This is a genomic window from Agromyces sp. CCNWLW213 (assembly GCF_037199545.1).
Classification (GTDB): domain Bacteria; phylum Actinomycetota; class Actinomycetes; order Actinomycetales; family Microbacteriaceae; genus Agromyces.
In genome coordinates this window covers 183,334-206,258 of the sequence record NZ_JBBBDX010000003.1, presented here as the reverse complement: position 1 = coordinate 206,258, position 22,925 = coordinate 183,334, and the positions used below count along the sequence as shown (strand labels likewise).

The following is a 22,925-nucleotide window of genomic DNA, read 5'->3' as shown; positions in this document are numbered from 1 at the left end:
GGCGCGCCCGTCGCCGTCTCCGGGGTCCGCCCGGGTCGTCGGTCATGCCTAGGCTGGTGACCATGCGCATCGCCACCTGGAACGTCAACTCGATCCGCACCCGTTACGGCCGCGTGGTCGACTGGATGGTACGGGAAGACGTCGACGTGCTCGCGATGCAGGAGATCAAGTGCACGCACGAGCAGTTCCCGCACGAGGCGTTCGAGGCCGCCGGCTACGAGCTCGCGATCCACGGGCTCAACCAGTGGAACGGCGTCGCCATCGCGAGCCGGCGCCCCATCGAGGACGTGGCCGTCGAGTTCCCCGGCATGCCCGGGTTCCTGAAGGGCCAGGAGGGTCCGGACCTGCCGAAGGAGGCGCGCGCGATCGGCGCCACCGTCGACGGCGTGCGCCTGTGGAGCCTCTACGTACCGAACGGCCGGTCGCTGGCCGACCCCCACTACGTCTACAAGCTCGACTGGCTCGCGGCGCTGGCCGAGCACGCGCGCGCCGAGACCGGGGCCCATCCCGACCGCCCGTTCGCGCTCATGGGCGACTTCAACATCGCCCCGACCGATGAGGACAACGGCGACCCGGTCGTGGTCGAGGGCCTCACGACGCATGTGTCGCCCGCCGAGCGCGCGGCGTTCTCCGCACTCGAACAGGCCGGCGTGGTCGACGTGGTGCGTCCGCTCGTGCCGACCGGCTACACGTACTGGGACTACAAGCAGCTGAAGTTCCCGCGGAACGAGGGGATGCGCATCGACTTCATCCTGGGCTCCGCTCCCTTCGCCGATGCCGTCACCGCGGCCTCGATCCACCGCAACGAGCGCAAGGGCGACGCCCCCAGCGACCACGTGCCGGTGCTCGTCGAACTCGACCTCGACCCGGAGGACGAGGACCTGCCGATGATCTTCGGCTGAACGCAACCCGGTGGCGCTCCCAGCCATCGGGGCTACCCTTCCAGTGATGGATTCCTCCACCGAACACCTGCCCGAGCCGGTGCCGTCGGCCGTCGGCACCGCGGATCCACTGCTCGATGCCGTGCTCGACGACCGCTACCGCATCGACGGGCTGATCGGTCGCGGCGGCATGGCCGCCGTGTACCGGGCCGACGACCTGGCACTCGGGCGCAAGGTGGCGGTCAAGGTCTTCTCGCCCGCGACCGAGGGCATCGACGACGCCGACCGGCGCAAGTCCGAGACGGCGCTCCTGGCGAGCCTCACCCATCCCTCGCTCGTCACCCTGTACGACGCGGCCAAGGACGGCGCCACGCATCGCGAGTTCCTCGTCATGGAACTGGTCGAGGGCCGTGACCTCCGCGAGATCCTGCGCTCCGGCCCGATCTCCCGCGAGGAGGTCGCGCGCATGCTCGGCGACCTCGCCGAGGGCCTGCACGTCATCCACTCGCGCGGCATCGTGCACCGCGACGTCAAGCCGGCGAACGTGCTGCTCGCCCCGGCGCACCTGCCGACGCGACGTTGGAACGCCAAGCTGGCCGACTTCGGCATCGCGCGGCTCCTCGACGAGTCGCGGCTGACGGCGACGGGCCGGATCATCGGCACCCCGGGATACCTCAGCCCGGAGCAGGTGCGCGGCGAGGCGCTCGGCAGTGCCGCCGACATCTACTCGCTGGGCCTCGTGATCCTCGAGGCGCTGACCGGCGTGCAGGCGTTCCCCGGGCCCGCCCTCGAGTCCGCCAGCGCGCGCCTCGTGCGCGACCCGGAGATCCCGACCACGCTCGGCCCCGACTGGGTCGACCTGCTCCGCGCGATGACGGCGCGCGACGCCGCCGACCGCCCCACTGCGCTCGACGTCGCGCTCGCCGCCCAGTCGCTCGACATCACGGTCGCAGGCGACGTCGCGCAGGGCGTCGCGACCACCCCGCCCGGAGACGGGGGCGCGACGGCTATGACCTACCCGTCCGGCACTCTGGGCGACACGCAGGTGCTCCCCGCGACGCGCGGGGGCACGATGCCTGCACCGACACCGGCGCCGGCCACCCACCACGTCGACGACGACGACGGGACGGCCGCGACGCGCATCCTCACCGCTCCGACCGCTCCGGCGGCGGCGCCCGCTCGCGAGCGCCGCCGGACCCCGTCGATGGCCGAGCGGTGGCGCGAGCGCCCGCCGTGGCTCCTCCCGGCGGCGGCGATCGGCGCCGCCCTGCTGCTGCTCGCGGTGCTCGTGCCGACGGTCGTCGGCGGGCTCGCCTCCGATGCCGAGCCGACGCCTCCGGCCACGCCGCTGCCGAGCGTGCCGGGTCAACTCGGAGACCACCTGAAGGAGCTCGAGGAGGCGGTCACGCCATGAGCATGAGGATCCGAGCCGCGCTGGCCGCGGCATCCGTCGCCGTCGCCGTCGGCCTCGCCGGCTGCACCGCCGCACCGGCCGCCGACCTCACCGCCGGACAGGCCGAGGCCTTCCGGAGCCGGGTCGTCGCCATCGCCGACACGTCGGCGCGCGGGGAGTACGCCAACGCCCTCGCCGCCGTCGAGGCGCTCGAGGCCGAGCTCGAGCAGGCGGTCGCCGAGGGCGAGCTCGACGGCGGGCGCGAGCAGCGCATCCGCGACGCGATCGCGCTCGTGCGCGCCGACCTCGAGGCCGCCATCGCCGCGATCCCGCCCGAGCCCGAGCCCGAGCCGGCGCCCGCCCCGGCGCCGGCACCCGAGGACGACGACGGTGACGACGACGACGACAGCGGCCGCGGCAACAGCGACGAGGGCAAGGGGAAGGGCAAGGGCAAGGACAAGGACTGAGGCGCGGTCCGCTCAGTCCCGCCCGCGGAACTCCTCCATCGATCGGTAGACGCCGAAGCCCTCGCCGACGACGCGGTCGAAGACCGGGGTGGGCAGGAGGCCGCGCAGTGCGCGGGAGAGCCGCACGCTGCGGGGCAGTTCGACCAGCGCACGCCCGTCGAGCATCGCCCGCCACACCCGGTCGACCACGTACTCGGGCTCGAGGATCGGAGCCAGCAGCGGCCCGCGCGCACCGTGGAACATGCCCGTCGAGATGTAGGACGGCGTGACCGTCGTGACGGCGACGTGGTCGTGCCCCGCCTGGCGGAGCTCGAGCCGCAGCGAGTCGCTCCACCCGTTGAGCGCGGCCTTCGACGCGGCGTAGACCGCCATGCGGGGGTTGGCCAGCGTCCCGGCCGCGCTGCCGATGTTGACGATGCGGGCCGGGCGATCCGAGCGGATCATTCCGGGCAGGAACTCGTGCGTGACGTACATCGGCGCGAGTGCGTTGACGAGCATCGTCGGACGCACGTCGTCGCCGGCGTGGCTCTCCCAGAAGTACCGGTTGCCCCGCACGATGCCGGCGTTGTTGACGAGCACGTCGGGATCGCCCACCTCGCGCCGGACCTTGTGCGCGGCCTTCGCGATCGCCCCGAGCTCCGACACGTCGACCGTGTACGAGCGCACCTGCGTGAGCCCTCGCGCCGTGTCGCCGAGTTCGTCGGCGGTGCGCGCGAGCGCGGCGGCGTCGCGGTCCCACAGCACGACGGATGCCGCGCCCTCGGCCACCGCCCGCTGCGCGTACATGCGGCCCATCCCGCCCGCGGCCCCGGTGATCAGGATGTTCGCGCCCCGCGCGGTTTTCGCCATGCCGACCATTCTCGCAAGCCGCCGACGCCGCCGGCTGCCGGGACCCGGATCAGCGCATCGCGCGGTAGCGCGCCCGCTCGGCGGGATCGAGGTGCTCGGTCGCGTACGAGAGCATGGTGCGCGGCATCCGTGCGGCGTTCCGGTCGAGGAAGCCGGTCAGCGTGCTGCGGCCGACGCGACGCCCGGCCTCACGGAGCATCCATCCGGTGGCCTTGTGGATGAGGTCGTGCGCGTCGTCGAGCAGGCGCTCGGCGAGGCGCAGCGTGGGCGCGGCGTCGCCGTGCTTCAGGAACGCGAACGTCGACATCACGGCCACCCGGCGCTCCCAGAGCTCCGGGCTCGCGGCGAGCTCGTCGAGGAGGTCGGGGTCGAGGCCGGCCTGCGACGCGGCCTCCGTCGCCCCCGGATCGCGCACGAACTCGCCGAGGACGCGGTCGGCGGAGAGGTCGACGAGGTCCCAGTTGTCGACCCGCCCGGCCCGCACCGCGTCGAGGTAGAAGCGGGCCAGCCGTGCACGCTCGCCGTCGTCGCGGGTGCGACGGGCGCTCGCCCGATCGAACCGCGCGACGAGGAGCACGAGCGCGACCGCGCGATGCTCGTGCACCGGGCTGCGCAGCAGTGCCCCGATGCCGGCGAGAGGGAGCTCGGCGAATCGCCGCGCGACGGCGCGCAACTGGGGGGTGGGCACGCCGATGAACCGGTCGCCCTCCCCGTACTCGCCCGGGCCGGTCTTGAAGTAGCGCGCGGTCGCCGCGGCGCGCTCGGGGTCGGCGGCCTCGGCGAGCGCCGCACGCACGTCGTCGGCGGTGGGGCTCGCGGCATCCGTCGGCGGGGCCATGCCCGCATGCTAGCGACGCCCTCGGACGTGCCGGCGGGTCCTCCGCCCTCGAGGCGGTGGAGTGCCCTCGCCGGCTCGCATCCTCTGGCCCGCGCGCCCGCGCGGTGCCACGATGAGTCGATGAGCGAACCGCGGGTGACCCTGGTCAGGATGTCCGACGAGCAGGTGACGGCGTGGCTGCCCGTCGCGATGGCGCACTACGAGCAGGCACGACGCGAGGCGGGCGACACGCCTCAGCAGGCGGCGGCCGGCCGGCGGGCGTCGGAGGAGCGGTTCTTCCCCGACGGCCGGATCGTCGAGGGCCAGCTGCTGCACACCGTCCGGCTCGGCGACGAGGAGGCCGGCTGGCTGTGGATCGGCCCGTGGGACGACGAGGGTTCGGTCTGGTGGGTGTGGGACCTCATGGTGCACGAGCCGTTCCGCCGCCGCGGCGTCGCACGCCGCGCGATGATCGCGGGCGAGGAGGTCGCGCGCTCCCATGGCGCGAGCTCGCTCATGCTCAACGTGTTCGCGTACAACGAGGGCGCGATCGCGCTGTACCGGGCGCTCGGCTACCTGCCGGCGTCGCTCCACATGGCCAAGCGCCTCTGACGACCGGATGCCGCGGGGCCGGCCCGTGGCATCCGGTGGCTCTGTGACGCCGTGTTGCGGCTGAGGTTACGCCGTGCTTCGCGCCCTCCTGCCGCGGGTGGGCGGGCTGGGTAGCGTCGACCGGACCGTACCCTCTCGCATCCACCGGAGCCCGCCATGTCGACCATCGCACCCGCCGCGCCGGCCGCTCACGCCGGGCGCGGGACGGCCGCGACCGTCGCCTTCCGCGGGCTCGGGCGCGCGTTCGCCGCTCCCGACGGCGGCGAGCGGGAGGTGCTCCGCGGCATCGACCTCGAGGTCGCGGCGGGTGAGATCGTCGCCATCCTCGGGCCGAGCGGATGCGGCAAGTCGACGCTGCTGCGGATCGCCGGCGGACTCGACCGCCCGACCTCGGGCGAGGTCGCGATCGGCGACGCGCCCGTCGCGCCGTACGACGTGCGCTGCGCGGTCGGCTTCCAGGAGCCGCGCCTGCTGCCGTGGCGGAGCATCGAGCGGAACGTCGCACTCGGCCTGCCGCGCGGCACCGACCGGCGCGAGGGCCGCGAGCACGTCGCGCGGCTGCTCGGGCTCGTGGGGCTCGCCGACTTCGCGGGCCACCGCCCGCACGAGGTCTCCGGCGGGATGGCGCAGCGCGCGTCGCTCGCCCGCGCCCTGGCCCGCAATCCCGAGGTGCTCCTGCTCGACGAGCCGTTCGGCGCACTCGATGCGCTCACGCGCCTGAAGATGCAGGACCTCCTCCTCGACGTGCATCGGGCCGAGCCGACCACCGTGCTGCTCGTCACGCACGACGTCGACGAGGCCCTGCAGCTCGCCGACCGCATCGTGCTGCTCGGCACCGACGGCGAGACGCCGGGCGCCGGCATCCGCCAGACCGTCGTCGTGCCGGGGAGCCGCCCGCGCGACCGCGGGTCGGCCGAGCTCGCCGAGCTCCGCGGGCGCCTGCTCGACGGACTCGGCATCGACCGCCACGGCACCGCCCGCGGCATCCAGGCCACCACGACCATCCCCCACTTCCCGTACTGACCACCGGCGGCGCGACCACAGCACCCGCCGCGCCGGCCGGAACCACCCGCACCGAAGGAGCACCGAATGTCCCGCACCCACCTGTTCCGCACCGCGCTCGTCGCGGGCGCCGCCACGTCCGCCCTGCTGCTCTCGGGCTGCGTGGCCGGCGAGAACCAGGCCGCCGAGCCCGCGGTCGCCGACGAGGCCGCCTCGGTCGAGGGCCAGACGCTCAACATCGACTTCGCCACCTACAACCCGCTCAGCCTCATCGTGAAGGACCAGGGCTGGCTCGAGGCCGAGGGCGTCGAGGTCACCTGGGTGTAGTCGGCCGGCTCGAACAAGGCGAACGAGGCGCTGCGCGCCGGCGCGATCGACGTCGGCTCGACGGCCGGCTCGGCCGCACTGCTGGCCCGCTCGAACGGCTCGCCCATCAAGGTCATCGACATCTACTCGCAGCCCGAGTGGGCCGCGGTCGTCGCGGGGCCGGGCAGCGACATCGACGACGTCGAGGACCTCGCCGGCAGGACCGTCGCCGCGACGAAGGGCACCGACCCGTACTTCTTCCTGCTGCAGTCGCTCGAGGAGGCCGGCCTGTCGGCCGACGACGTCACCGTCGAGAACCTCCAGCACGCCGACGGCTGGGCCGCGCTGCAGAACGGCTCGGTCGACGCGTGGGCGGGCCTCGACCCGATCATGGCCGGCGCCGAGGAGGCGGGCGCGAGCCTGATCTACCGCAACGTCGACTTCAACAGCTACGGCTTCCTCAACGCGACCGAGTCGTTCATCGAGTCGAAGCCCGAGGTCGCGCAGCTCGTCGTCGACGCGTACGAGCGGGCGCGCGAGTGGGCCGAGCAGAACCCCGAGGAGACTGCGGAGATCCTCGCCGAGGTCGCCGGCCTCGACCTCGCGGTGGCCACCAAGGTCATCGAGGAGCGCGCCAACCTCGACATCGACAACGTGCCCGGCGACGCCCAGGTGGCCGTGCTCGAGAAGATCGGCCCGGTGTTCGTCGAGCTCGGCGACGTCGCGTCGCAGCAGCAGGTCGACGAGGCGCTCGAGACGATCATCCACGACGAGTTCGCGACCAACGCCGACCCGGCGCGCTTCGCGAAGTAGCCCTCCGGGAGATGACGATGACGACGGATGCCGCGAAGACGACGACGACGGATGCCGCGGGCCTGCCCGACGGCTCGGTCGACCCGCACTTCGCGGCGCCCGTCGTCGTCTCCGGACGGGCGGTCGCGGTCGACGGCGGATACGGGCCCTCGGGCGTCGACGCCCGACCGGAGGCGGACGGTCGGGACGCCGGCGCCGCGGCATCCGTCGCCCGCCGGTCGCGCGGACGGGGCGACCGGCGCCCGCTGACCCGACGCCGCTGGTTCGTCGTCGTGGGCGGCGCACTGCTGCCGGTCGCGCTGCTCGCGACGTGGCAGTTCGTGTCGACGAGCGGGCTCGTGCCCGTGTCGATGCTGCCCTCGCCCGAGATGGTGTGGCTCGCCGCGGTCGACCTCGCCGAGCGCGGCCTCCTCGGCCAGTACGTGGCGATCTCGACGCAGCGCGTGTTCCTCGGGTTCGCATTCGGTGCAGCCCTCGGCCTGCTCGTCGGCGCGATCGTGGGGCTGTCGCGGCTCGGCGACATCCTGCTCGCGCCGACGCTCGGGGCGCTGCGTGCCGTGCCGTCGCTCGCGTGGGTGCCGCTGCTGATCCTGTGGTTCAAGATCGGCGAGGAGTCGAAGATCATCCTCATCGCGATCGGCGCGTTCTTCCCCGTCTACACGATCGTCTCGGCGGCGCTGCGGCACGTCGACCGGCGCCTGCTCGAGGCCGGCCGCGCCTTCGGCCTGCGCGGCGTGCCGCTGTTCGCGACCGTGCAGCTGCCGGCGGTCGTGCCATCCGTCATCTCGGCGCTGCGCCTCGCGCTCGCGCAGGCCTGGCTGTTCCTCGTGGCCGCCGAGCTCATCGCGTCGTCGATGGGCCTCGGGTTCCTGCTGCTCGACTCGGGGCAGAACGGCCGCATCGACCGGATCTTCCTCGCGATCATCCTGCTCGCCGTGCTCGGCAAGCTCACCGACTCGATCGTCGGGCTGTTCGAGCGGTGGGCGATCCGCCGCTGGGCGTGAGCCGCACGCACGGCGCGGCGGGCATCCGGACACCGTCTCGCACGGGGCGCCCTCACCGGGCAGTTTCTCGGGCGGGTCATCTGCGAACACCGATCTGCTGACCCCATCGGTTGCCGGTCTTCGAGGGCGCGCGCACGCTGCGAGGATGAACGAGTTGCTCATCGGATACGCCCGCGTATCGACACAGGACCAGGACCTCACGGTGCAGCGCGAGGCACTTCAACGTCTCGGGGTGACGGCCGACCGCATCTACACGGATCAGGGCCTGACGGGGACCAACCGCGACCGCCCGGGTCTCCGACAGGCCATGGCCGCCTGTCGCGACGGGGACACCTTCGTCGTGACGAAGCTCGACCGACTGGCACGATCCCTCCGGGATGCGCGGGACATCGTCGATGAGCTGACGGCGAAGAACGTCCGACTCAACCTCGGCGGGTCCATCCACGACCCGAACGACCCGGTCGGTCGATTGCTCTTCAACGTGCTGGCAATGGTCGCCGAGTTCGAATCCGACCTCATCAGGGCCCGCACGCGGGAGGGCATGCAGGTCGCGCGCGCCAAGGGCCGGCTGCGCGGGCGGGCACCGAAACTGTCGATCGCGCAGCAGGAACTGCTCATGCAGGTCTATCGGGACGGCACGCATACGAGCGCCGAGCTGAGCGACATCTTCAACGTGTCGCGAGCGACGGTGTACCGCACGATTCAGCGACACGCTGGTGGCGTCGAGGGGCACGACGAACCGTCGGTGACGTGACCGGGCGGCGGCGAGCTGCGCGCGGGGCAGCGATTTCGCTAGACCGTCGTCCGTTCGCCGTCGTCGATAGTCCACCGGCTCGTCGTCGCGACGCCCGGCCTTCGTACTCACGTCGCTGCGGTCGGCGGGGGCGAACCTGTGGTGATGTTGCACGGGTTCCCCCAGCACTGGTGGCAATGGCACGACATCGAGGCTTGTCGCCCGCCGGTAGGGCGTCGGTGAACGTAGGGAATCGCGTACCACCGGCATCCGGTGCACGACCTGGCCCGGCTCAGGCGGCGCGTTCGAACCAGTCGATCGCAAGGCCGGCGACTTCGGCGGGGGCGTCGTCAGCGATGAAGTGCGCAGCGTCATCGACGTAGGCGAACTCGACGTGATCGGCGTACCGCTCCGGATCTCGGCAGACTCGCCCGATGATCTCCTCGGTCCAGGGATGACCGGGGCGGCCGAGCACGACGAGCGTCGGTACCGTGAGCCTCCGCCGGTGGTAGACGCCGCGGGCCATGCGCATCGCTTCGGGTAGTGCCATGCCGCGGAAGAGTGGACGCACCGCGGCGTCGATGTCGGAGCGGCGCATCGGGGCGAGATGGGCTTCGACGACGTGCTGCGGCATCGGGTGGGCGACGAACTCCTCGGAGAAGGTTGCGCGCAGTGAGGCGCCGGGGCGGTGCCAGAAGTACGGGGGCAGGTGCCGGAAGGCCGGGGCGACCTTGATGCTGAACCTGATGAAGGCCGGGGGCACGGAGAGCTGCACCGCCGTTCGAACCCGATCCGGATGGTCATAGGTCATCTGCATGGCAGTGATCACGCCCATGTCGTGGGAGACGAGGTGCACGCGCTCGATGTCGAGCGCATCGAGGAGGGCGAGCAGGTCGCGCAGCCGGCTCTCGCGTTCGATGCGAGGATCGTCGGCCGCGGTCCAGCCGGCTCCGCGCAGATCAGGGCAGTACACGCGGTAGCCCCGTGCAGCAATGACCGGCGCGATGGCGTGCCATTGCCACCAGTGCTGGGGGAACCCGTGCAACATCACCACAGGTTCGCCCCCGCCGACCGCAGCGACGTGAGTACGAAGGCCGGGCGTCGCGACGACGAGGTGGTCGAAGCCGGGGGCCTCCGGCAGCGGCGGCGACCATGCCGCGACGTCGATTGGAGTGATGTGTGGCTCGGGTGAAGTCATGACGACCCCCTTCGGCCCGGGGTGCACTATGGCCATAGTAGATATTCGTGAATCGGGCCGTCAATGCCGGCATCGCCGACTGGATCCCCGAGCACGAGCGCGCCTTGCGGTGGTTATGATCTGGCTCGCCATTCGCGGACGGCGAATGCGTAGCCGGCATGGCGACACGGACGAATCGCTGCACGGCGAGCGTTGATACGTCGACCCCGACGCTTCCGCGCATGCCGGCACGGCATGGAAGCGTCCGTTCTGACCGGAGCAGATCCGCTCGGTTCTGATCCCGTTCGCGCCATCTAGATGTTCGCGTCGAGGGATCGTCCATGCGTCGCCGACGGACCGGCTATCGGGCGCGCCGGGCACGATCGCGCTGGCGTTACGCTTCCGACATGCAGTCGTCCGTGCTCGCCGCGATCGCTTTCCCCGGTCTGATCATCGGGGTTGGCGCGTGGATGCGTTGGCGCGCACTCGCGTTGGCGCGAAGGAACTACCGCAACGGATTCCTTCGCATGGTCCACGGAGAAACGTCGGTCGAGGGCCTCGAGCGTTGGTACAGAACGATGGGAGTGATCTACATCGTTGCCGGACTCTCCACTGCACTGTGGGGCGCACTCCTCATCTTTGGAGTGGTGCCGACGCTCCCGAATGCGTAGCGATTGACGATCGGGTGTGCATCGCGAGCGGACCGGCTATCGGACGCTCGGGCGTTCGTTGAGTTCGGCGCGGAGGCGTCGTCGAGCTCGCGAGTAGCGCGCTCTGGCTGCGTCGGCGCGCAGTCCGAGCACTGCGCCTGCCTCGGCGACGCCAAAGCCCTCCCAGGCGATCAGGCAGATGAGCTCTTGGTCGCGGCGCGAGAGCGACGCTAGCGCGGTGATGGCCCGGTCGTCATCGCTGGCCGGTGCGATCGGGTGCTGTCGAAGCTCAGTGCGCAGCCGTTCGGTGATCGCGAGCCGTTTCGCGGCAGTGCGGCGGTGAGCGTTGAGGACGTTTCGGGCGATGCCGAAGCTCCATGCCCGCCGCTGGTCGTGTTCGATCGGAAGTCGATCACGGCGCCGCCACAAGACAAGGAGAGTCTCGGAGAGACAGTCGGCGGCGTCCTCAGCGGGGCTGACCCGGCGAGCGAAGTAGCCCAGCAGGTCGCTTGCGACCGATCGGATGAACTGCTCAGTGTTGTCGTCGAAGGTGGCGGTCACGGAAGGTGAATCCTTCACCGCGTCGGCCGTCACCACTCAACTCCCTCGAGCAACCCCTTACACGACGCCACCTTGTAGAGCTGGCTCACCGAGTCCATCTGGCCGGCCCGCCCGGCTGCGGTGTACTCGAGGATCGAGGCGACGATGTCTCCGGTGATGTCCTGCGAGACCATGGTTGGGTAGTTCGCCGGATCGGACAGCCAGTCCGCGGCGCGGTTCCCCCGCGCAGAGTCGGCATCAGCGTCGGCGTCGAGCCAGTCCGCGGTCCATGCGCAGAGAGCGAAGTTCTCGTAGGTCGAGGTCATCAGCCCCTCCTGCGCGAAACCGTCACTCATCTTCTCGAAGACCCGGGTGACGCTGGCAATGGCGTCCTCCGGAGTAACACCTTCGGGCAGGCGCAGTTCGGCGGGATATGCCTCGACCACCACCTCGGGTGCATCCGGTGCGCGAAGGTCGATCCACTCGGTGGCGTCTTCCTCGGTATTGACCGCCGGGTTTCCGAACTCGCCTGTCCTGGCCAGCCAAGATGTCAAAGCTGCCGCTGGCACTGCGAGGCCCACCCCTGCCAACGCGACGACCGCTCCGGCGATGATCCTTCGCGCCCGGACCACCGTGCGTTCGCGACGGCTTGCACGATCGAGCGATGCGCGCAGCCGCGGATCCTCGAAGGCCCGGGTCAGCTCGCCAAGTTCCCGGGCAACGGGCGGGGACAAGCGAAGTGCCCCGAGCGCCTGGATCCTCGCGTCCGCATCATCTTCGGTGTCGGTCATACCTCTCCATGTCGGGGAAACCGCGGAACGTGACAGCCCGCCGGCTCTCATAGGGGATCGGCTGAGCTTCGCACTCTACAGAGAGGAAGATTCCAGTGTGCCGGACTGAAACTCGGGTCACCGTGTGGGCTCCAGAACGGCTCCGAGCAACACGGCCAGCGCTACAACGCCAGCTCCGCCGACCACGAGCCTTGCCCAGAAGGGCAACCTTCTTGCGGAGACGGTCGCCGCCGCGATCAAGATCGCTAGGAACGGACCCAGTGCGAGAAGCGCCACAGCCACCCAGACCTCGACGGGGCGGCCGCCAGGACATCTGGGGCCCTGATCCGGAACGGTGAACTCGAGTGTGGACAACCCCCATGTCAGCGCGGCGAGCACTGCGATGACCACCACGATCGCCGTTGCGAGCTCTGCGACCCAGCGCACGCCGCACCCCATCGCGCGACCCGACCACCAGAGCGCCGCACCGGTCAGCATGAATCCGACACCTTGCCAGTAGAACTCCCACGTCTGGCCAATGGCCTCGCTGCAGCCCCATCGACTCGTCGCGGGAATCAAGAAGTTCATAAAGGCAGCCACCGTCGCTAGCAGGGCCGCGAGCAAAGCGATCCCAGCCCCGGCTGCTCGAACTACCCGGACATTCACACGAACAAGGCTCACACCTTAGGCATGTCCACCACGACGGAAACGTGACAACACCCGTTCCCGACGCTCACGGCCGTCGCGTTGAGGGATCCCGTAAAGTCGTGTCGTCGGCGGGCGGTTCGACGTGACGTATGCTCCTCGGGTGATGACCAGGGCTCGCGTGCGGCGCCGCGAGTGGGCCACACCTCCGCGGGTGTACTGGATTCTGCGTCGCTTGTCGCCGCTCATCATGGCGGTTGGAATGGCGGCATCCGGGTGGTTCCTCATCCGCGCGATCCTCGTGTGGGGGGTCGGCGGCCGCGAGTATGCGTTCGGCGCAGACATTCCGCTTTCCGCCGTTGTGGTCCTGTTGTGGGCGGGTGCGATGTTCGCGCTGATGATGCCGCCCGCCAGCGTGCTCGCTCACCCATCGCGACCGGTCGCTGACGCGCCGCTGGTGGTATGGGAGCTCGGCAATCGGTGGCGATTCTGGACCGTCATCGCCGCACCGGTGTGCGGGCTGCTCGGTGCGTTCGTCCCGTTCACGATCCCGACTGCGCTCGGCTGGAATCCGACGATTCCGCCAAACCTCGTCGGCTTGCTCATCGCGGTCTCGCTCACGGTCGGATCTGTCCTGCTGATTTGGCTCGTGATGCGGAGCATCCTGCACGGCGTCGAGCTCACACCATCGAAGCTCGTGGCGCATGGGTATTTCCGTTCCCAGCGATTTGAACGGCGACATGTGATCGACGTACGTGTCGTCGAGGCGAACTGGTGGGTGTCGTTCATGTTCACGTTCTTCTTGCGTATGGACGTGGACAGTGCCCTGCGGCTCACGCTCGCCGATGGCACGCAACACGTTCTCTACGCGAGCAACGCCCACGCGAACGTCGTTGAACGCGGGGCAGCGGTCATCCGAGCCTGGCGGGACGTCCCCGTATCGCAAGTGATCTAGACCGTGATCAGGTGACGCCGTTCTGCTCCCGGTCGTCGCGCTGAGGGATCGTCCAGGCGTCGCGAGCGGACCTCGACCCGCTCCAGGGCTCGATACTGAGGGCGGGCCGAGGATCGCAACGGCGTCCGGGTCGGGACGCCCGACGATCTATGATTTCCCGGTGGATCGGCTTGCATTCGTCATTTGTGCGGGGTTTGGGTTGGGCGCCGCCTGCTGCTTCTTCATGTACGTGCGCGTTCGTGCAGGTCGGTTCTACCCGAACCGGTGGCTCGGTGTCGCGACGAGCGTGACGCGCCGCAACGGAAACGTCTGGGAACGCGCGCACAAGGCTGCCGCGCCGTGGATTCTCCGCTCTGCGGTGCCAGCCCTACTGGCGTCCCTGCTCGCAGGAGCAGGCCTCTTGGCGGGCGCGGAAGACGGGCTCGGCTGGTGGTTGACGATCGCAGGCGGAGCGTCAGGCACCGCAGCGGTGCTGATCTTCAAGATCGGCGCAGAGGGTTCCGCCTACGCGGCGGCCGGCATCAGATAGTGCGAACGTACTCGCGCCAGCTAACCGCACCTGTCCGCTGAGGGATCTCGTTGAGGGATCGCCGTGCGGCGCGGACAGTCCCGGGTCGGCGCGGAACCGGGATCGCATTCAGCGCCGACTTCTGCCTACCCCGAAGACGTCCTTGACGGCTGCCGCGATGCTCTGCCGCAGATCGAAATGGCCGGCATCCGTCTTCACGCGAAGCACGCGCGCTCTGAACAGTCCAGGAGACGTTGGCGCCATTTCTCCGACGACGTAGGCGAGACCAATATCGACGTACTGCTCGAGCACCCGTCGAAGCTCGTCATCCGTGATCTCCTCATCGAAGTGGTTCAGCGAGAAGCCACCATCGACGTCAAGAGCGATCCACCTGTCTCCCGGAGTCCAGACAACTGCCCATCGTTCAGGTGCAGTAGTGCGCCTCATCCGAAGAAATCCGGCGCCGTCACGGATTCCGAGATCAGTGTTCACTCCCTCCTGTCGGGGCTGGAGTGCGCGCAGCGCCGCCTCAACCCTCGGGACCTCCACGATGCGACCCTTCCGCTTGGCTCACAGCCATCATCGCTGATGCCGCGGGAGGGCGACCCGCACCAGAGTGACGCGTTGAGGGATCCCGTAAAGTCGTGTCGTCGGCGGGCGGTTCGACGTGACGTATGCTCCTCGGGTGATGACCAGGGCTCGCGTGCGGCGCCGCGAGTGGGCCACACCTCCGCGGGTGTACTGGATTCTGCGTCGCTTGTCGCCGCTCATCATGGCGGTTGGAATGGCGGCATCCGGGTGGTTCCTCATCCGCGCGATCCTCGTGTGGGGGGTCGGCGGCCGCGAGTATGCGTTCGGCGCAGACATTCCGCTTTCCGCCGTTGTGGTCCTGTTGTGGGCGGGTGCGATGTTCGCGCTGATGATGCCGCCCGCCAGCGTGCTCGCTCACCCATCGCGACCGGTCGCTGACGCGCCGCTGGTGGTATGGGAGCTCGGCAATCGGTGGCGATTCTGGACCGTCATCGCCGCACCGGTGTGCGGGCTGCTCGGTGCGTTCGTCCCGTTCACGATCCCGACTGCGCTCGGCTGGAATCCGACGATTCCGCCAAACCTCGTCGGCTTGCTCATCGCGGTCTCGCTCACGGTCGGATCTGTCCTGCTGATTTGGCTCGTGATGCGGAGCATCCTGCACGGCGTCGAGCTCACACCATCGAAGCTCGTGGCGCATGGGTATTTCCGTTCCCAGCGATTTGAACGGCGACATGTGATCGACGTACGTGTCGTCGAGGCGAACTGGTGGGTGTCGTTCATGTTCACGTTCTTCTTGCGTATGGACGTGGACAGTGCCCTGCGGCTCACGCTCGCCGATGGCACGCAACACGTTCTCTACGCGAGCAACGCCCACGCGAACGTCGTTGAACGCGGGGCAGCGGTCATCCGAGCCTGGCGGGACGTCCCCGTATCGCAAGTGATCTAGACCGTGATCAGGTGACGCCGTTCTGCTCCCGGTCGTCGCGCTGAGGGATCGTCCAGGCGTCGCGAGCGGACCTCGACCCGCTCCAGGGCTCGATACTGAGGGCGGGCCGAGGATCGCAACGGCGTCCGGGTCGGGACGCCCGACGATCTATGATTTCCCGGTGGATCGGCTTGCATTCGTCATTTGTGCGGGGTTTGGGTTGGGCGCCGCCTGCTGCTTCTTCATGTACGTGCGCGTTCGTGCAGGTCGGTTCTACCCGAACCGGTGGCTCGGTGTCGCGACGAGCGTGACGCGCCGCAACGGAAACGTCTGGGAACGCGCGCACAAGGCTGCCGCGCCGTGGATTCTCCGCTCTGCGGTGCCAGCCCTACTGGCGTCCCTGCTCGCAGGAGCAGGCCTCTTGGCGGGCGCGGAAGACGGGCTCGGCTGGTGGTTGACGATCGCAGGCGGAGCGTCAGGCACCGCAGCGGTGCTGATCTTCAAGATCGGCGCAGAGGGTTCCGCCTACGCGGCGGCCGGCATCAGATAGTGCGAACGTACTCGCGCCAGCTAACCGCACCTGTCCGCTGAGGGATCTCGTTGAGGGATCGTCGGCGGACCGGTTACCGGACATGGAGCGGCGGTGCGGTTCCGATACCGTACCTGAGTGCGCTGCCTCCTCCTCGCCGCGCGCAACTGACCCGAACGGAATGAGCTTGGGCGCGACAATCCTTGACCCCACCCCCGAGAAGGTGATTGGGCTGCTTGCGATCGCGGCGTTCGCCCTGAGTGTCGGCACACTCGTCATCCGAAGGAGATCTCGGATAGCGACGAGGATCGATCCCACGGCAGACGAGCAGACCACCATCGGCCGAACTGTGAGTTGGCTCGCCGTCGGCGGCGGGACGCTGTTCATCCTGTCGGGTCTGGCACTAGTGACGTTCGCGGTGGCGGTCTGGCTGGGGCCGTCGCTGTGGGGTGGCGAATGAACCTCGATCTCAGCCCGTTGTCAAAGCACGGCGCGATCTTCAACGTCGTCATCAGCGGGTCGATCACACTGTTCGGACTGGGGCTGGTCATCTCGAGTGCACCCTGGGGCTGGGGATTGTTTCTCGCTGGGTTGGGCGTTCTGGCCCTCTTCATTGTGATCCTGCTGTGGGTCCTGCGCCGAGAGCGATAGGGGATCCCCTCGGGTCGTGCGTCAGGTGTCCGCACCGACGAGCGGCTGCGCCTCGCGGCGAACCAGGGCGCGCATCAAGAGTTCGCGTCCGGAGGGAGACTTGAACGCGGCGACCGAGGTGAACGTCCCGAACAGCGGTGCAAGCTCGCCGTCGAGCACCCGGAGCAGTCCCGCCATTCGCTCAGTCTCGCGAATCGGTGCATCCAGGTCGAGGAACGCTGTCAGCTCCGCTGCATCCGCCTGTCCAAGCAGGGCGTCCAAGCGTGATCTCACGTGCGCCTCACGCTCATTCGGAAATCCCTCCGCTCCCAAAGCGGTGAACCAGAACGCCACGTTGACGTAGTACTGCGCCCCCCACTGGCTTTTCTGCAGGTTGAGAATGCTCACCACGTCGGGCGAACGGCGATACCAAGTCCGAGCCCGCTTCTCCAGCCCGAGCTTCGCGCCGAACTCGTCAAACGTCGCCTGTACTGGATCTCTCCGCGTCACCATGGTGTCTCGCACGATACAGCGGGGAGGACTCGCCGCCGCGGGCGATGCCCGTTGAGGGATCGTCCGTGGCGTCGCCGATGCGTGATCCGGGCGCCTTAGTTCCGGTAGACGTTCTCTGAAATTGCGACGGCGTCGTCGTGGGGTTGGGTAGCCGTCAGAGTGGACGACATACGTCCGGCCACCGGGCGGTATTCGCACGCCGCGGGCGGTGCCTGCAGTCGACGTCGATGATTCAAACGGTGCGCGTCAACGCCGTTGCTAGTAGACATAGGCGAAGTGCATCGAAGGGGACAGTGTGGCGGGTTCTCTAGATCTGGAACGTGATACGGAGCTTTCTCGGCTGCTGTCGTTCGTCGTGTTCGTTGCAGGTGTCTTCGTTCCCGCCGTGGTCGCAGCGGTGCGACTGTCCATCATCGGTGTGCAGAACGCTCGGCTCTTCGGTACTTCGCCGACCGACCCCATCGATCCCGGAACGGATCCGATGCTATGGACGACGGCCGTCCTGATCACAGTCGCGATCGGGCTGCTTGCCGTACTGATTGCAGTCGAGGCTCGACATCGTAAGGTTCTCGTCTCTGGCATCGTTCTCGCCGTGCTGGCTGCGATACCGCTGGCTCTGAACTGGTCCGTGATCCTCGACTGACCATGGCGCTCACTCTTGGGTGAACCGGCCGCGCAGTTCGAACGACGCGCCGGGATCGAGCGTGATGTCGAGGTGGAGGTCGTCGACGCCGGGCGGGAGGTTCATCTGGTAACCCTGACCGCCGTCGCATGTGCCGCTCATCCGAACGCGGGGGTCCTCCCTGAGCTCTACGCGGCTGGTGCCCGCTGTGCAGGTGAAGTTCAACTTGAGATACCGGGCTCGCTCGTCGGGGCGCGTGAACGCGACAACGGTGGATCCGGTACCGGACTCCTTGATCGTCGGCCAAGTCGGCTCGGGTGAGGCATCCGTTGCTGTGACGGCGTCGGCGTCGTCCCGCTGTGGTTCCGATCCACCGCCGTTCCCTGTGGCGCAGGCGGTGAACACGGATGCCGCGAGGACGGCGGCGAGGGCTATGCCGGTGCGGCGGGGCAGGGGTCGGTGTAGGGCCGCGGCGGCCGAGTGGTGGATGGATTGGGTCATCTGCTGATCCGTTCGTATCGCTGCTCGCCGAGGATTGCGGCGAGTTTGGCTCGGGCGCGCTGGTACCGGCCTCGCGCGGTCGACTCGCTGACGCCGAGGATGGCAGCGGCCTCGGGGAGTGTGAACCCATCCCACAGGACCAGCCGGACGAGCTCGGACTGGCCCGCCGGGAGCGCTTCGAGGGCGGCTCGAACGTCGAGCGCTTCAACGTCGGGCTGCTCGGTCGGTAATGTGCGTAATCGCTCCTGAAGCTTCGCGACCAGGCTCGCGTGACGCACGATGGACCGGTTGCTGTTCGCGAGCACGCGGCGGGCGATGCCGAACAGCCACATCCGTCCTTCCTCCGGCGTAGACGGCATCCGTTGAACGCGTCTGGTCGCGATGAGAAACGTCTCGCCGAGCAGGTCCGCCGCATCGGCCGGCACGCACACCCTCCGGCCGAAGTAGGACAACAAGTCGGCGGAGTTCGCGACGAACGCGCTCTCCAGCAGCGTGCTTCCGCCCGGTCGCACCCCTCCCACCGTCACTGATCGCGGCCTTCGACCGGAGTCTCACAGCGCCCACTCATCTCCAGGGAAACCCCGGGCTGCAGGTGCCCGGCCCGCATGAACTCGTCACGCATCCGGTCGCCCATCAGCATGCTCGCAGCGAGGCCGGCCGAGACCTCGGGCGGCTCCGCGCCCTCCGCGCTCGCCCCCATCCGGTGGACCTGCTCGGCCTTCATCTCCGCTGCGATGTCGTCTGCGGTGATCGAGGCCGTCAGGACATCCCAGTCCTGCTCCGCCAGGAACCGCCGGGCTGCCTCAGTCCGTCGCTCCGCGACATCCTCGGTGACGCCGCCCTCCTGGACCACCCGGGCGACCACCTCGCACGGTCCAAGCGTCGAGTTCTCGTCGATGACGAAGGTGCGCTGGGCCGAGGCGTCCGGTGCCCAGCCTACCCACTCGAACAACGCAGGACCCGCGACTGCACCGGTCACACCCAGCCCGAGCAACCCCAGCGTGAGCGCTGACGCGCCGAACGCGTGGCGCCACTTCCTGACATGCGGCCGAGCCGTCGCCGCCACGCTGCGTGCCACCTCCTGCGATTCCGCTGCGAGCACGGCATCCGTGCCGAGCGGCGGCGGCGCTGCGCGCCGTATCACGTCGTCCAGCTGTCCCACCGCGAACCTTTCGTCCGATCTGCCCTCGAGAAGTACATGTCCGGAACCGGCCTAACCTTAACGACCCGATCAAACAAACTGCGAGCCGTCGAAGATGCTTTTCCGCGCCCGGTTGACGATCCAAACCGATCACTACTGGCACCTGGCCACTACTCTCGAAATGACCCGGGGGTCACTGAGCACAGCAGTACGACGAGAGGCGTTCGGGTGAGCGGCACCGATCTAGAACAGTTCCGCAACGCGATGTCGAATCCCGCTGCACGGCAGCTACTCGGATTGATGTACACCGACGAGCAAGCTTCTTGGCTGCTGGCTGACCATGGGCGCCTCGAGGGGGCGTACACGGCATGGTTGGCCGCGCCGAAGAATGCCGATGCGTCGGCCGTCCCACGGGGGCCAGCGGACCAGTTGGCTTCACCCCAGTGGGCTACTGGAGCCGCGGATCAGCAGACCTTCGCTCCAAGTGCCCCGGCGCCTCCTGCTGTCGGGAACCTGTTCCAGCCGCAGTTCAGCACCAGCCTGCCGACAAGTCCGCCGCCGACCAATCCGACGTGGAACCCGTACGCGGGGTCGAAACCCCAGCCGCCCGGACGGCCGTGGAATTCATACGCGCCGAATCCCACGCCAAGTGGTGCGCGTGCACTCGCGTTGGCAGCGGGAGTACTCGCGATAGCCAGCGTGCCGCTCGGCATCCCTCTTCCTGGTATCGGCGTTCTCGGTGGCGGCGTTGCTCTGGTGATGGGTCTCGTCGCGCTGTGGCTATCGAACGGATCGGTCTTCACCAGGGCATGGGCGATTACGGGCATCGCCGTCGCGCCTGTCGCGGCCGTGTTGTCCGCGCCCTTCCAGTCCCTTGCGCCGAGCATGCTGGCCTTGTCTGGTGCCGCAGTTCTAACGCTCGGGGTGTTAGCGGTTGCGCGACCGAGGCGCCCAGAGTCAAGTAGAGCGGGCGGCATCACAGCCCTTGTGGTTGGCTCCCTGACAGTCCTTGGCGCAGGTGTGCTCTTCGTGATCAGCACTGACGCCTTCAGAGCTGGATGGATCGCCAGCGATGTCGATCAGATAGAGGACACCATCACGCTTCGATGGAACGAGCAAGCTGCGGAAGACGACGCACCCTGGCGTGCCGTCGAGACCATATGCGACGGCGTCACGTCTCTGGATGACGGCACAGAGTGGCCGTGCACAACGTTCTTCGATGACGGCGACGAGGTCGCGGTCACCCTCGTAGTTGAAGACGGTAAGTGGGACTGGTGGTCCACGGAGTAGAGCGTCCCGCATCAGTGCTGCGGCGAGTCAAAGGACCCGGTGGGCTCAGTTCAGCTGCGGCTGCGCTCGAACTGGACGCGCCGAGCGTGCACGCTGATCGTCCTGGTCGGCTTGTACGCTCCCGGGCATGGGGGTAAGAGACTGGTTCAAGAAGCGTTCTGCTGAGGCGCCAGCGGCGGTCGAGGTTCGAGCGACGATGAAGGGGCCCTCGAAGAGTCCTCCGGACGGATACGAGTCACCGTACCTCCGTGCCGAACTCATGCCCGAGCTACTTGTGGCTGATGCCGAGGGGATGCCGCCGCTGTACTTCACGCGTCACGGCGGTGCATGGTGGCTGGCGGAGAACTCGACCGGGAAGCTCGTCAACGTGGCGACGAGGCAGCTTCGCGGGCTCGGAATCTGGAGTTGCCGGATCCGCGGGGATGCGTATGCTCCCAGGGCGCTGAGGATTGGGGTTGTGGAGCTCGTCCGAGAGCCCGACAACCCGTACGACAGGAACGCTGTCGCGATCCATCAGGACGGTCAGCGTGTCGGGTACTTCAACAAGGGCATGGCTGCCGGGGTCGCAAAGGTGCTCGATCGAGGCGACGAGTTGCAAGCGATCGGCATCGCTGCCGACCCTCCGAAGGTCGTCGCCTCATCTCCTGCGATCATGGAACACCTTGTCCGCCGAATGCGGTGATTCGGCTATACCGGTCCGGGGCTGACGAACAAGGTCTCACTCGGCGATCGTCTGCGCGCCCAGCGGGCGCCTTGGCCCGAGTGCTGATCGACACAGTCGAACCTAGTGAAATCTGTCAAGGGTTACCGAATCGGTATACTTGCATAGATATTCCTAGACATCGGAGATGCAATGGATGCGGTCCGTAATCCCTACTCCCCGGGTGCCGGGAGGAAGCCCGCGGCGCTCGTTGGCCGCGATGACGCGTTGCATGCTTGGGCGATCTCGCTCGCACGAGCCGAACTTGACCGCATCGATCAACCGTTCGTGCTCTACGGGCTCCGCGGCGTGGGGAAAACCGTGCTGCTTTCTGAGTTCCGTCGGGCCGCGACCAAGAAGGGGTGGATCGTCGCCCAGATCGAGGCGGGGACCGGCAAGAGCCTCCGGGAGCTTCTGGGGGAGGCCCTGTACGCCCCGCTTTCGGATCTCGCGCGTCCCTCGGCCGGCCGACGACTCCTGAAGGCTCTGAAGACGGCCCTGAGTTTCAAGGCGTCATACGACACGACGGGGACGTGGACTTTCGGACTCGACCTTGCCGGCGCGTCCGGTGGCGGCGCCGACACGGGAATCCTTGACACCGACCTGAAGAAGCTTGTTCATGACTTGGCTGACGCCGCCGAAGAGGAAGGTAGCGGCCTGGCGATTCTCGTCGACGAGGCCCAGGACCTGACGGTCGATGAGCTGACGACGCTCTGCATCATCGCCCACGCTGCTGCCCAGGACAACTGGCGCGTGCTGTTCGCATTCGCGGGTCTCCCGAGCCTTCCCCGAATCCTTGCCGAAGCAAAGTCCTACGCAGAGCGGTTTCAGTACACAAAGATCGAGCAGCTCGCCCCGGACGTCGTTACTGAGGCTCTCACGATCCCTGCCGCCCAGGAGGACGCCGGCTGGCACGACGAAGCCGTCGCCCTCGTCGTCGCAGCCTCCGGACGGTACCCCTACTTTCTCCAACAGTTCGGGCAGGAGACGTGGAACGTTGCTGAGGGGCCGATCATCGGCAAACAGGACGCCCAGATCGGAATCCTGCGAGGCAACAATCAACTCGACAACGGGTTCTTCCGTGCGCGATGGGACCGCGCGACGCCTGCAGAACAGCGATACCTGCGCGCGATGGCTGCGGATGGCGATGCTGGGAGCTCCTCCGGTGAAGTCGCAGCAAGATTGAAGCGGAAACCGAGAAGCCTCGGCCCGACACGTGCAGCGCTCATCGCGAAGGGCCTCGTGTACGCGCCAGAGCACGGCATCGTCGCCTTCACCGTGCCAGGGATGGCCGCATTCATCGAACGACAAATCGACGCCTGATCGGCCACCATCGACGACGAACCCAACCCACAGCACCTGATGCGACCTTCGTCGCAGAAGGGGATCGTCCGTGCACTCCGGCGGGCTCGGCTTCCTGG

General features: G+C 68.5%; 29 protein-coding genes and 1 pseudogene. 19 read left to right on the top strand and 11 right to left on the bottom strand.

The genetic code is table 11. The annotated features are described in order from the left end of the window. Positions 1 to 62: 62 nt before the first annotated feature. From WBQ80_RS08290 to WBQ80_RS08280, 3 genes are read left to right on the top strand one after another with little or no spacing between them, the layout of a single operon-like run. Positions 63 to 902 carry an exodeoxyribonuclease III gene (locus tag WBQ80_RS08290; protein WP_336571709.1) on the top strand — a complete coding sequence of 280 codons (840 nt, stop codon included), beginning with the start codon at positions 63 to 65 and terminating at the stop codon, positions 900 to 902. A 46-nt stretch (positions 903 to 948) separates the two neighbouring features. Next, positions 949 to 2,295, top strand: a complete 1,347-nt coding sequence (locus WBQ80_RS08285) for a serine/threonine-protein kinase (protein WP_337282518.1) — start codon at positions 949 to 951, stop codon at positions 2,293 to 2,295. Then, entirely contained in the window at positions 2,292 to 2,741 is a 450-nt protein-coding gene (locus WBQ80_RS08280) for a hypothetical protein (protein ID WP_336571711.1), read from the top strand. Before WBQ80_RS08285 ends, WBQ80_RS08280 begins: the two co-directional genes overlap by 4 nt. A 12-nt stretch (positions 2,742 to 2,753) precedes the next feature. Here WBQ80_RS08280 and WBQ80_RS08275 read toward each other — a convergent pair whose 3' ends face one another. Further along, a complete protein-coding gene (locus tag WBQ80_RS08275; RefSeq protein ID WP_336571712.1) occupies positions 2,754 to 3,590 on the bottom strand; it encodes an SDR family oxidoreductase in 837 nt (278 codons plus the stop codon). A 49-nt stretch (positions 3,591 to 3,639) separates the two neighbouring features. Beyond that, positions 3,640 to 4,428, bottom strand: coding sequence for a DNA alkylation repair protein (locus WBQ80_RS08270; RefSeq protein ID WP_336571713.1), 789 nt, complete (start codon positions 4,426 to 4,428; stop codon positions 3,640 to 3,642). Between the two features lie 120 nt (positions 4,429 to 4,548). On the opposite strand from WBQ80_RS08270, the gene WBQ80_RS08265 reads away from it, so the two are divergent. The 5 genes and pseudogenes from WBQ80_RS08265 (at position 4,549) to WBQ80_RS08245 (ending at position 8,898) form a co-directional block, all read left to right on the top strand. After that, positions 4,549 to 5,019, top strand: coding sequence for a GNAT family N-acetyltransferase (locus tag WBQ80_RS08265; RefSeq protein ID WP_336571714.1), 471 nt, complete (start codon positions 4,549 to 4,551; stop codon positions 5,017 to 5,019). Between the two features lie 156 nt (positions 5,020 to 5,175). After that, positions 5,176 to 6,042: an ABC transporter ATP-binding protein gene (locus tag WBQ80_RS08260; protein ID WP_336571715.1), complete on the top strand. Its 867-nt coding sequence runs from the start codon at positions 5,176 to 5,178 to the stop codon at positions 6,040 to 6,042. Between the two features lie 66 nt (positions 6,043 to 6,108). After that, positions 6,109 to 7,140, top strand: a pseudogene (locus WBQ80_RS08255) (aliphatic sulfonate ABC transporter substrate-binding protein). Between the two features lie 11 nt (positions 7,141 to 7,151). Continuing rightward, positions 7,152 to 8,144, top strand: coding sequence for an ABC transporter permease (locus WBQ80_RS08250; RefSeq protein ID WP_336571716.1), 993 nt, complete (start codon positions 7,152 to 7,154; stop codon positions 8,142 to 8,144). Positions 8,145 to 8,289: 145 nt separating this feature from the next. Beyond that, entirely contained in the window at positions 8,290 to 8,898 is a 609-nt protein-coding gene (locus tag WBQ80_RS08245; protein ID WP_336571717.1) for a recombinase family protein, read from the top strand. A 271-nt stretch (positions 8,899 to 9,169) separates the two neighbouring features. Here the strand turns inward: WBQ80_RS08245 and WBQ80_RS08240 are convergent, their stop codons facing one another. Then, entirely contained in the window at positions 9,170 to 10,075 is a 906-nt protein-coding gene (locus WBQ80_RS08240; RefSeq protein WP_336571718.1) for an alpha/beta fold hydrolase, read from the bottom strand. A 386-nt stretch (positions 10,076 to 10,461) separates the two neighbouring features. Between WBQ80_RS08240 and WBQ80_RS08235 the strand changes: the two genes are divergently transcribed. Then, on the top strand, positions 10,462 to 10,725 hold the full coding sequence (locus tag WBQ80_RS08235; RefSeq protein WP_336571719.1) for a hypothetical protein: 264 nt from the start codon (positions 10,462 to 10,464) through the stop codon (positions 10,723 to 10,725). 36 nt (positions 10,726 to 10,761) lie between these two features. On the opposite strand, the gene WBQ80_RS08230 is transcribed toward WBQ80_RS08235, so the two are convergent. The 3 genes from WBQ80_RS08230 to WBQ80_RS08220 all read right to left on the bottom strand — a co-directional run bounded on the left by WBQ80_RS08230 (position 10,762) and on the right by WBQ80_RS08220 (position 12,602). Then, positions 10,762 to 11,265 carry an RNA polymerase sigma factor gene (locus WBQ80_RS08230; protein WP_336571720.1) on the bottom strand — a complete coding sequence of 168 codons (504 nt, stop codon included), beginning with the start codon at positions 11,263 to 11,265 and terminating at the stop codon, positions 10,762 to 10,764. A gap of 29 nt (positions 11,266 to 11,294) precedes the next feature. Then, positions 11,295 to 12,035, bottom strand: a complete 741-nt coding sequence (locus WBQ80_RS08225) for a hypothetical protein (protein ID WP_336571721.1) — start codon at positions 12,033 to 12,035, stop codon at positions 11,295 to 11,297. Between the two features lie 117 nt (positions 12,036 to 12,152). Next, positions 12,153 to 12,602, bottom strand: a complete 450-nt coding sequence (locus tag WBQ80_RS08220) for a hypothetical protein (RefSeq protein ID WP_336571722.1) — start codon at positions 12,600 to 12,602, stop codon at positions 12,153 to 12,155. A 271-nt stretch (positions 12,603 to 12,873) separates the two neighbouring features. On the opposite strand from WBQ80_RS08220, the gene WBQ80_RS08215 reads away from it, so the two are divergent. Further along, positions 12,874 to 13,614, top strand: a complete 741-nt coding sequence (locus WBQ80_RS08215) for a PH domain-containing protein (protein WP_336571723.1) — start codon at positions 12,874 to 12,876, stop codon at positions 13,612 to 13,614. Positions 13,615 to 13,774: 160 nt separating this feature from the next. Then, positions 13,775 to 14,143 (top strand): SdpI family protein, encoded by a 369-nt coding sequence (locus WBQ80_RS08210; protein WP_336571724.1) that lies wholly within the window; start codon positions 13,775 to 13,777, stop codon positions 14,141 to 14,143. Between the two features lie 108 nt (positions 14,144 to 14,251). Here WBQ80_RS08210 and WBQ80_RS08205 read toward each other — a convergent pair whose 3' ends face one another. Beyond that, positions 14,252 to 14,671, bottom strand: a complete 420-nt coding sequence (locus WBQ80_RS08205; protein WP_336571725.1) for a hypothetical protein — start codon at positions 14,669 to 14,671, stop codon at positions 14,252 to 14,254. 187 nt (positions 14,672 to 14,858) lie between these two features. Here WBQ80_RS08205 and WBQ80_RS08200 point away from each other — a divergent pair, with 187 nt between their 5' ends. From WBQ80_RS08200 to WBQ80_RS08185, 4 genes are all read left to right on the top strand, one after another. Next, positions 14,859 to 15,599 carry a PH domain-containing protein gene (locus tag WBQ80_RS08200; protein ID WP_336571723.1) on the top strand — a complete coding sequence of 247 codons (741 nt, stop codon included), beginning with the start codon at positions 14,859 to 14,861 and terminating at the stop codon, positions 15,597 to 15,599. A gap of 160 nt (positions 15,600 to 15,759) precedes the next feature. Further along, positions 15,760 to 16,128, top strand: a complete 369-nt coding sequence (locus WBQ80_RS08195) for an SdpI family protein (RefSeq protein WP_336571724.1) — start codon at positions 15,760 to 15,762, stop codon at positions 16,126 to 16,128. Between the two features lie 160 nt (positions 16,129 to 16,288). Further along, on the top strand, positions 16,289 to 16,567 hold the full coding sequence (locus WBQ80_RS08190) for a hypothetical protein (RefSeq protein ID WP_336571726.1): 279 nt from the start codon (positions 16,289 to 16,291) through the stop codon (positions 16,565 to 16,567). Continuing rightward, positions 16,564 to 16,758 carry a hypothetical protein gene (locus tag WBQ80_RS08185; protein ID WP_336571727.1) on the top strand — a complete coding sequence of 65 codons (195 nt, stop codon included), beginning with the start codon at positions 16,564 to 16,566 and terminating at the stop codon, positions 16,756 to 16,758. Before WBQ80_RS08190 ends, WBQ80_RS08185 begins: the two co-directional genes overlap by 4 nt. A 21-nt stretch (positions 16,759 to 16,779) precedes the next feature. On the opposite strand, the gene WBQ80_RS08180 is transcribed toward WBQ80_RS08185, so the two are convergent. Then, positions 16,780 to 17,250 carry a DUF4304 domain-containing protein gene (locus WBQ80_RS08180; protein WP_336571728.1) on the bottom strand — a complete coding sequence of 157 codons (471 nt, stop codon included), beginning with the start codon at positions 17,248 to 17,250 and terminating at the stop codon, positions 16,780 to 16,782. Positions 17,251 to 17,545: 295 nt separating this feature from the next. Between WBQ80_RS08180 and WBQ80_RS08175 the strand changes: the two genes are divergently transcribed. Then, positions 17,546 to 17,893 carry a hypothetical protein gene (locus WBQ80_RS08175; RefSeq protein ID WP_336571729.1) on the top strand — a complete coding sequence of 116 codons (348 nt, stop codon included), beginning with the start codon at positions 17,546 to 17,548 and terminating at the stop codon, positions 17,891 to 17,893. 9 nt (positions 17,894 to 17,902) lie between these two features. Here WBQ80_RS08175 and WBQ80_RS08170 read toward each other — a convergent pair whose 3' ends face one another. From WBQ80_RS08170 to WBQ80_RS08160, 3 genes are read right to left on the bottom strand one after another with little or no spacing between them, the layout of a single operon-like run. Continuing rightward, positions 17,903 to 18,373, bottom strand: coding sequence for a hypothetical protein (locus WBQ80_RS08170; RefSeq protein ID WP_336571730.1), 471 nt, complete (start codon positions 18,371 to 18,373; stop codon positions 17,903 to 17,905). After that, positions 18,370 to 18,900 carry an RNA polymerase sigma factor gene (locus tag WBQ80_RS08165; RefSeq protein ID WP_336571731.1) on the bottom strand — a complete coding sequence of 177 codons (531 nt, stop codon included), beginning with the start codon at positions 18,898 to 18,900 and terminating at the stop codon, positions 18,370 to 18,372. Before WBQ80_RS08165 ends, WBQ80_RS08170 begins: the two co-directional genes overlap by 4 nt. Further along, the gene (locus WBQ80_RS08160; protein ID WP_336571732.1) at positions 18,897 to 19,535 is read right to left on the bottom strand and encodes a hypothetical protein; all 639 of its coding nucleotides are present in this window, start codon (positions 19,533 to 19,535) and stop codon (positions 18,897 to 18,899) included. The genes WBQ80_RS08165 and WBQ80_RS08160 overlap by 4 nt, the downstream gene beginning before the upstream one ends. A gap of 678 nt (positions 19,536 to 20,213) precedes the next feature. On the opposite strand from WBQ80_RS08160, the gene WBQ80_RS08155 reads away from it, so the two are divergent. From WBQ80_RS08155 to WBQ80_RS08145, 3 genes are all read left to right on the top strand, one after another. Then, complete coding sequence (locus tag WBQ80_RS08155; RefSeq protein ID WP_336571733.1) at positions 20,214 to 20,804, top strand: hypothetical protein; 591 nt, start codon at positions 20,214 to 20,216, stop codon at positions 20,802 to 20,804. Between the two features lie 127 nt (positions 20,805 to 20,931). Further along, positions 20,932 to 21,486 (top strand): HIRAN domain-containing protein, encoded by a 555-nt coding sequence (locus WBQ80_RS08150; RefSeq protein ID WP_336571734.1) that lies wholly within the window; start codon positions 20,932 to 20,934, stop codon positions 21,484 to 21,486. Positions 21,487 to 21,657: 171 nt separating this feature from the next. Further along, positions 21,658 to 22,827 carry an ATP-binding protein gene (locus WBQ80_RS08145; protein ID WP_336571735.1) on the top strand — a complete coding sequence of 390 codons (1,170 nt, stop codon included), beginning with the start codon at positions 21,658 to 21,660 and terminating at the stop codon, positions 22,825 to 22,827. Positions 22,828 to 22,925 lie beyond the last annotated feature (98 nt).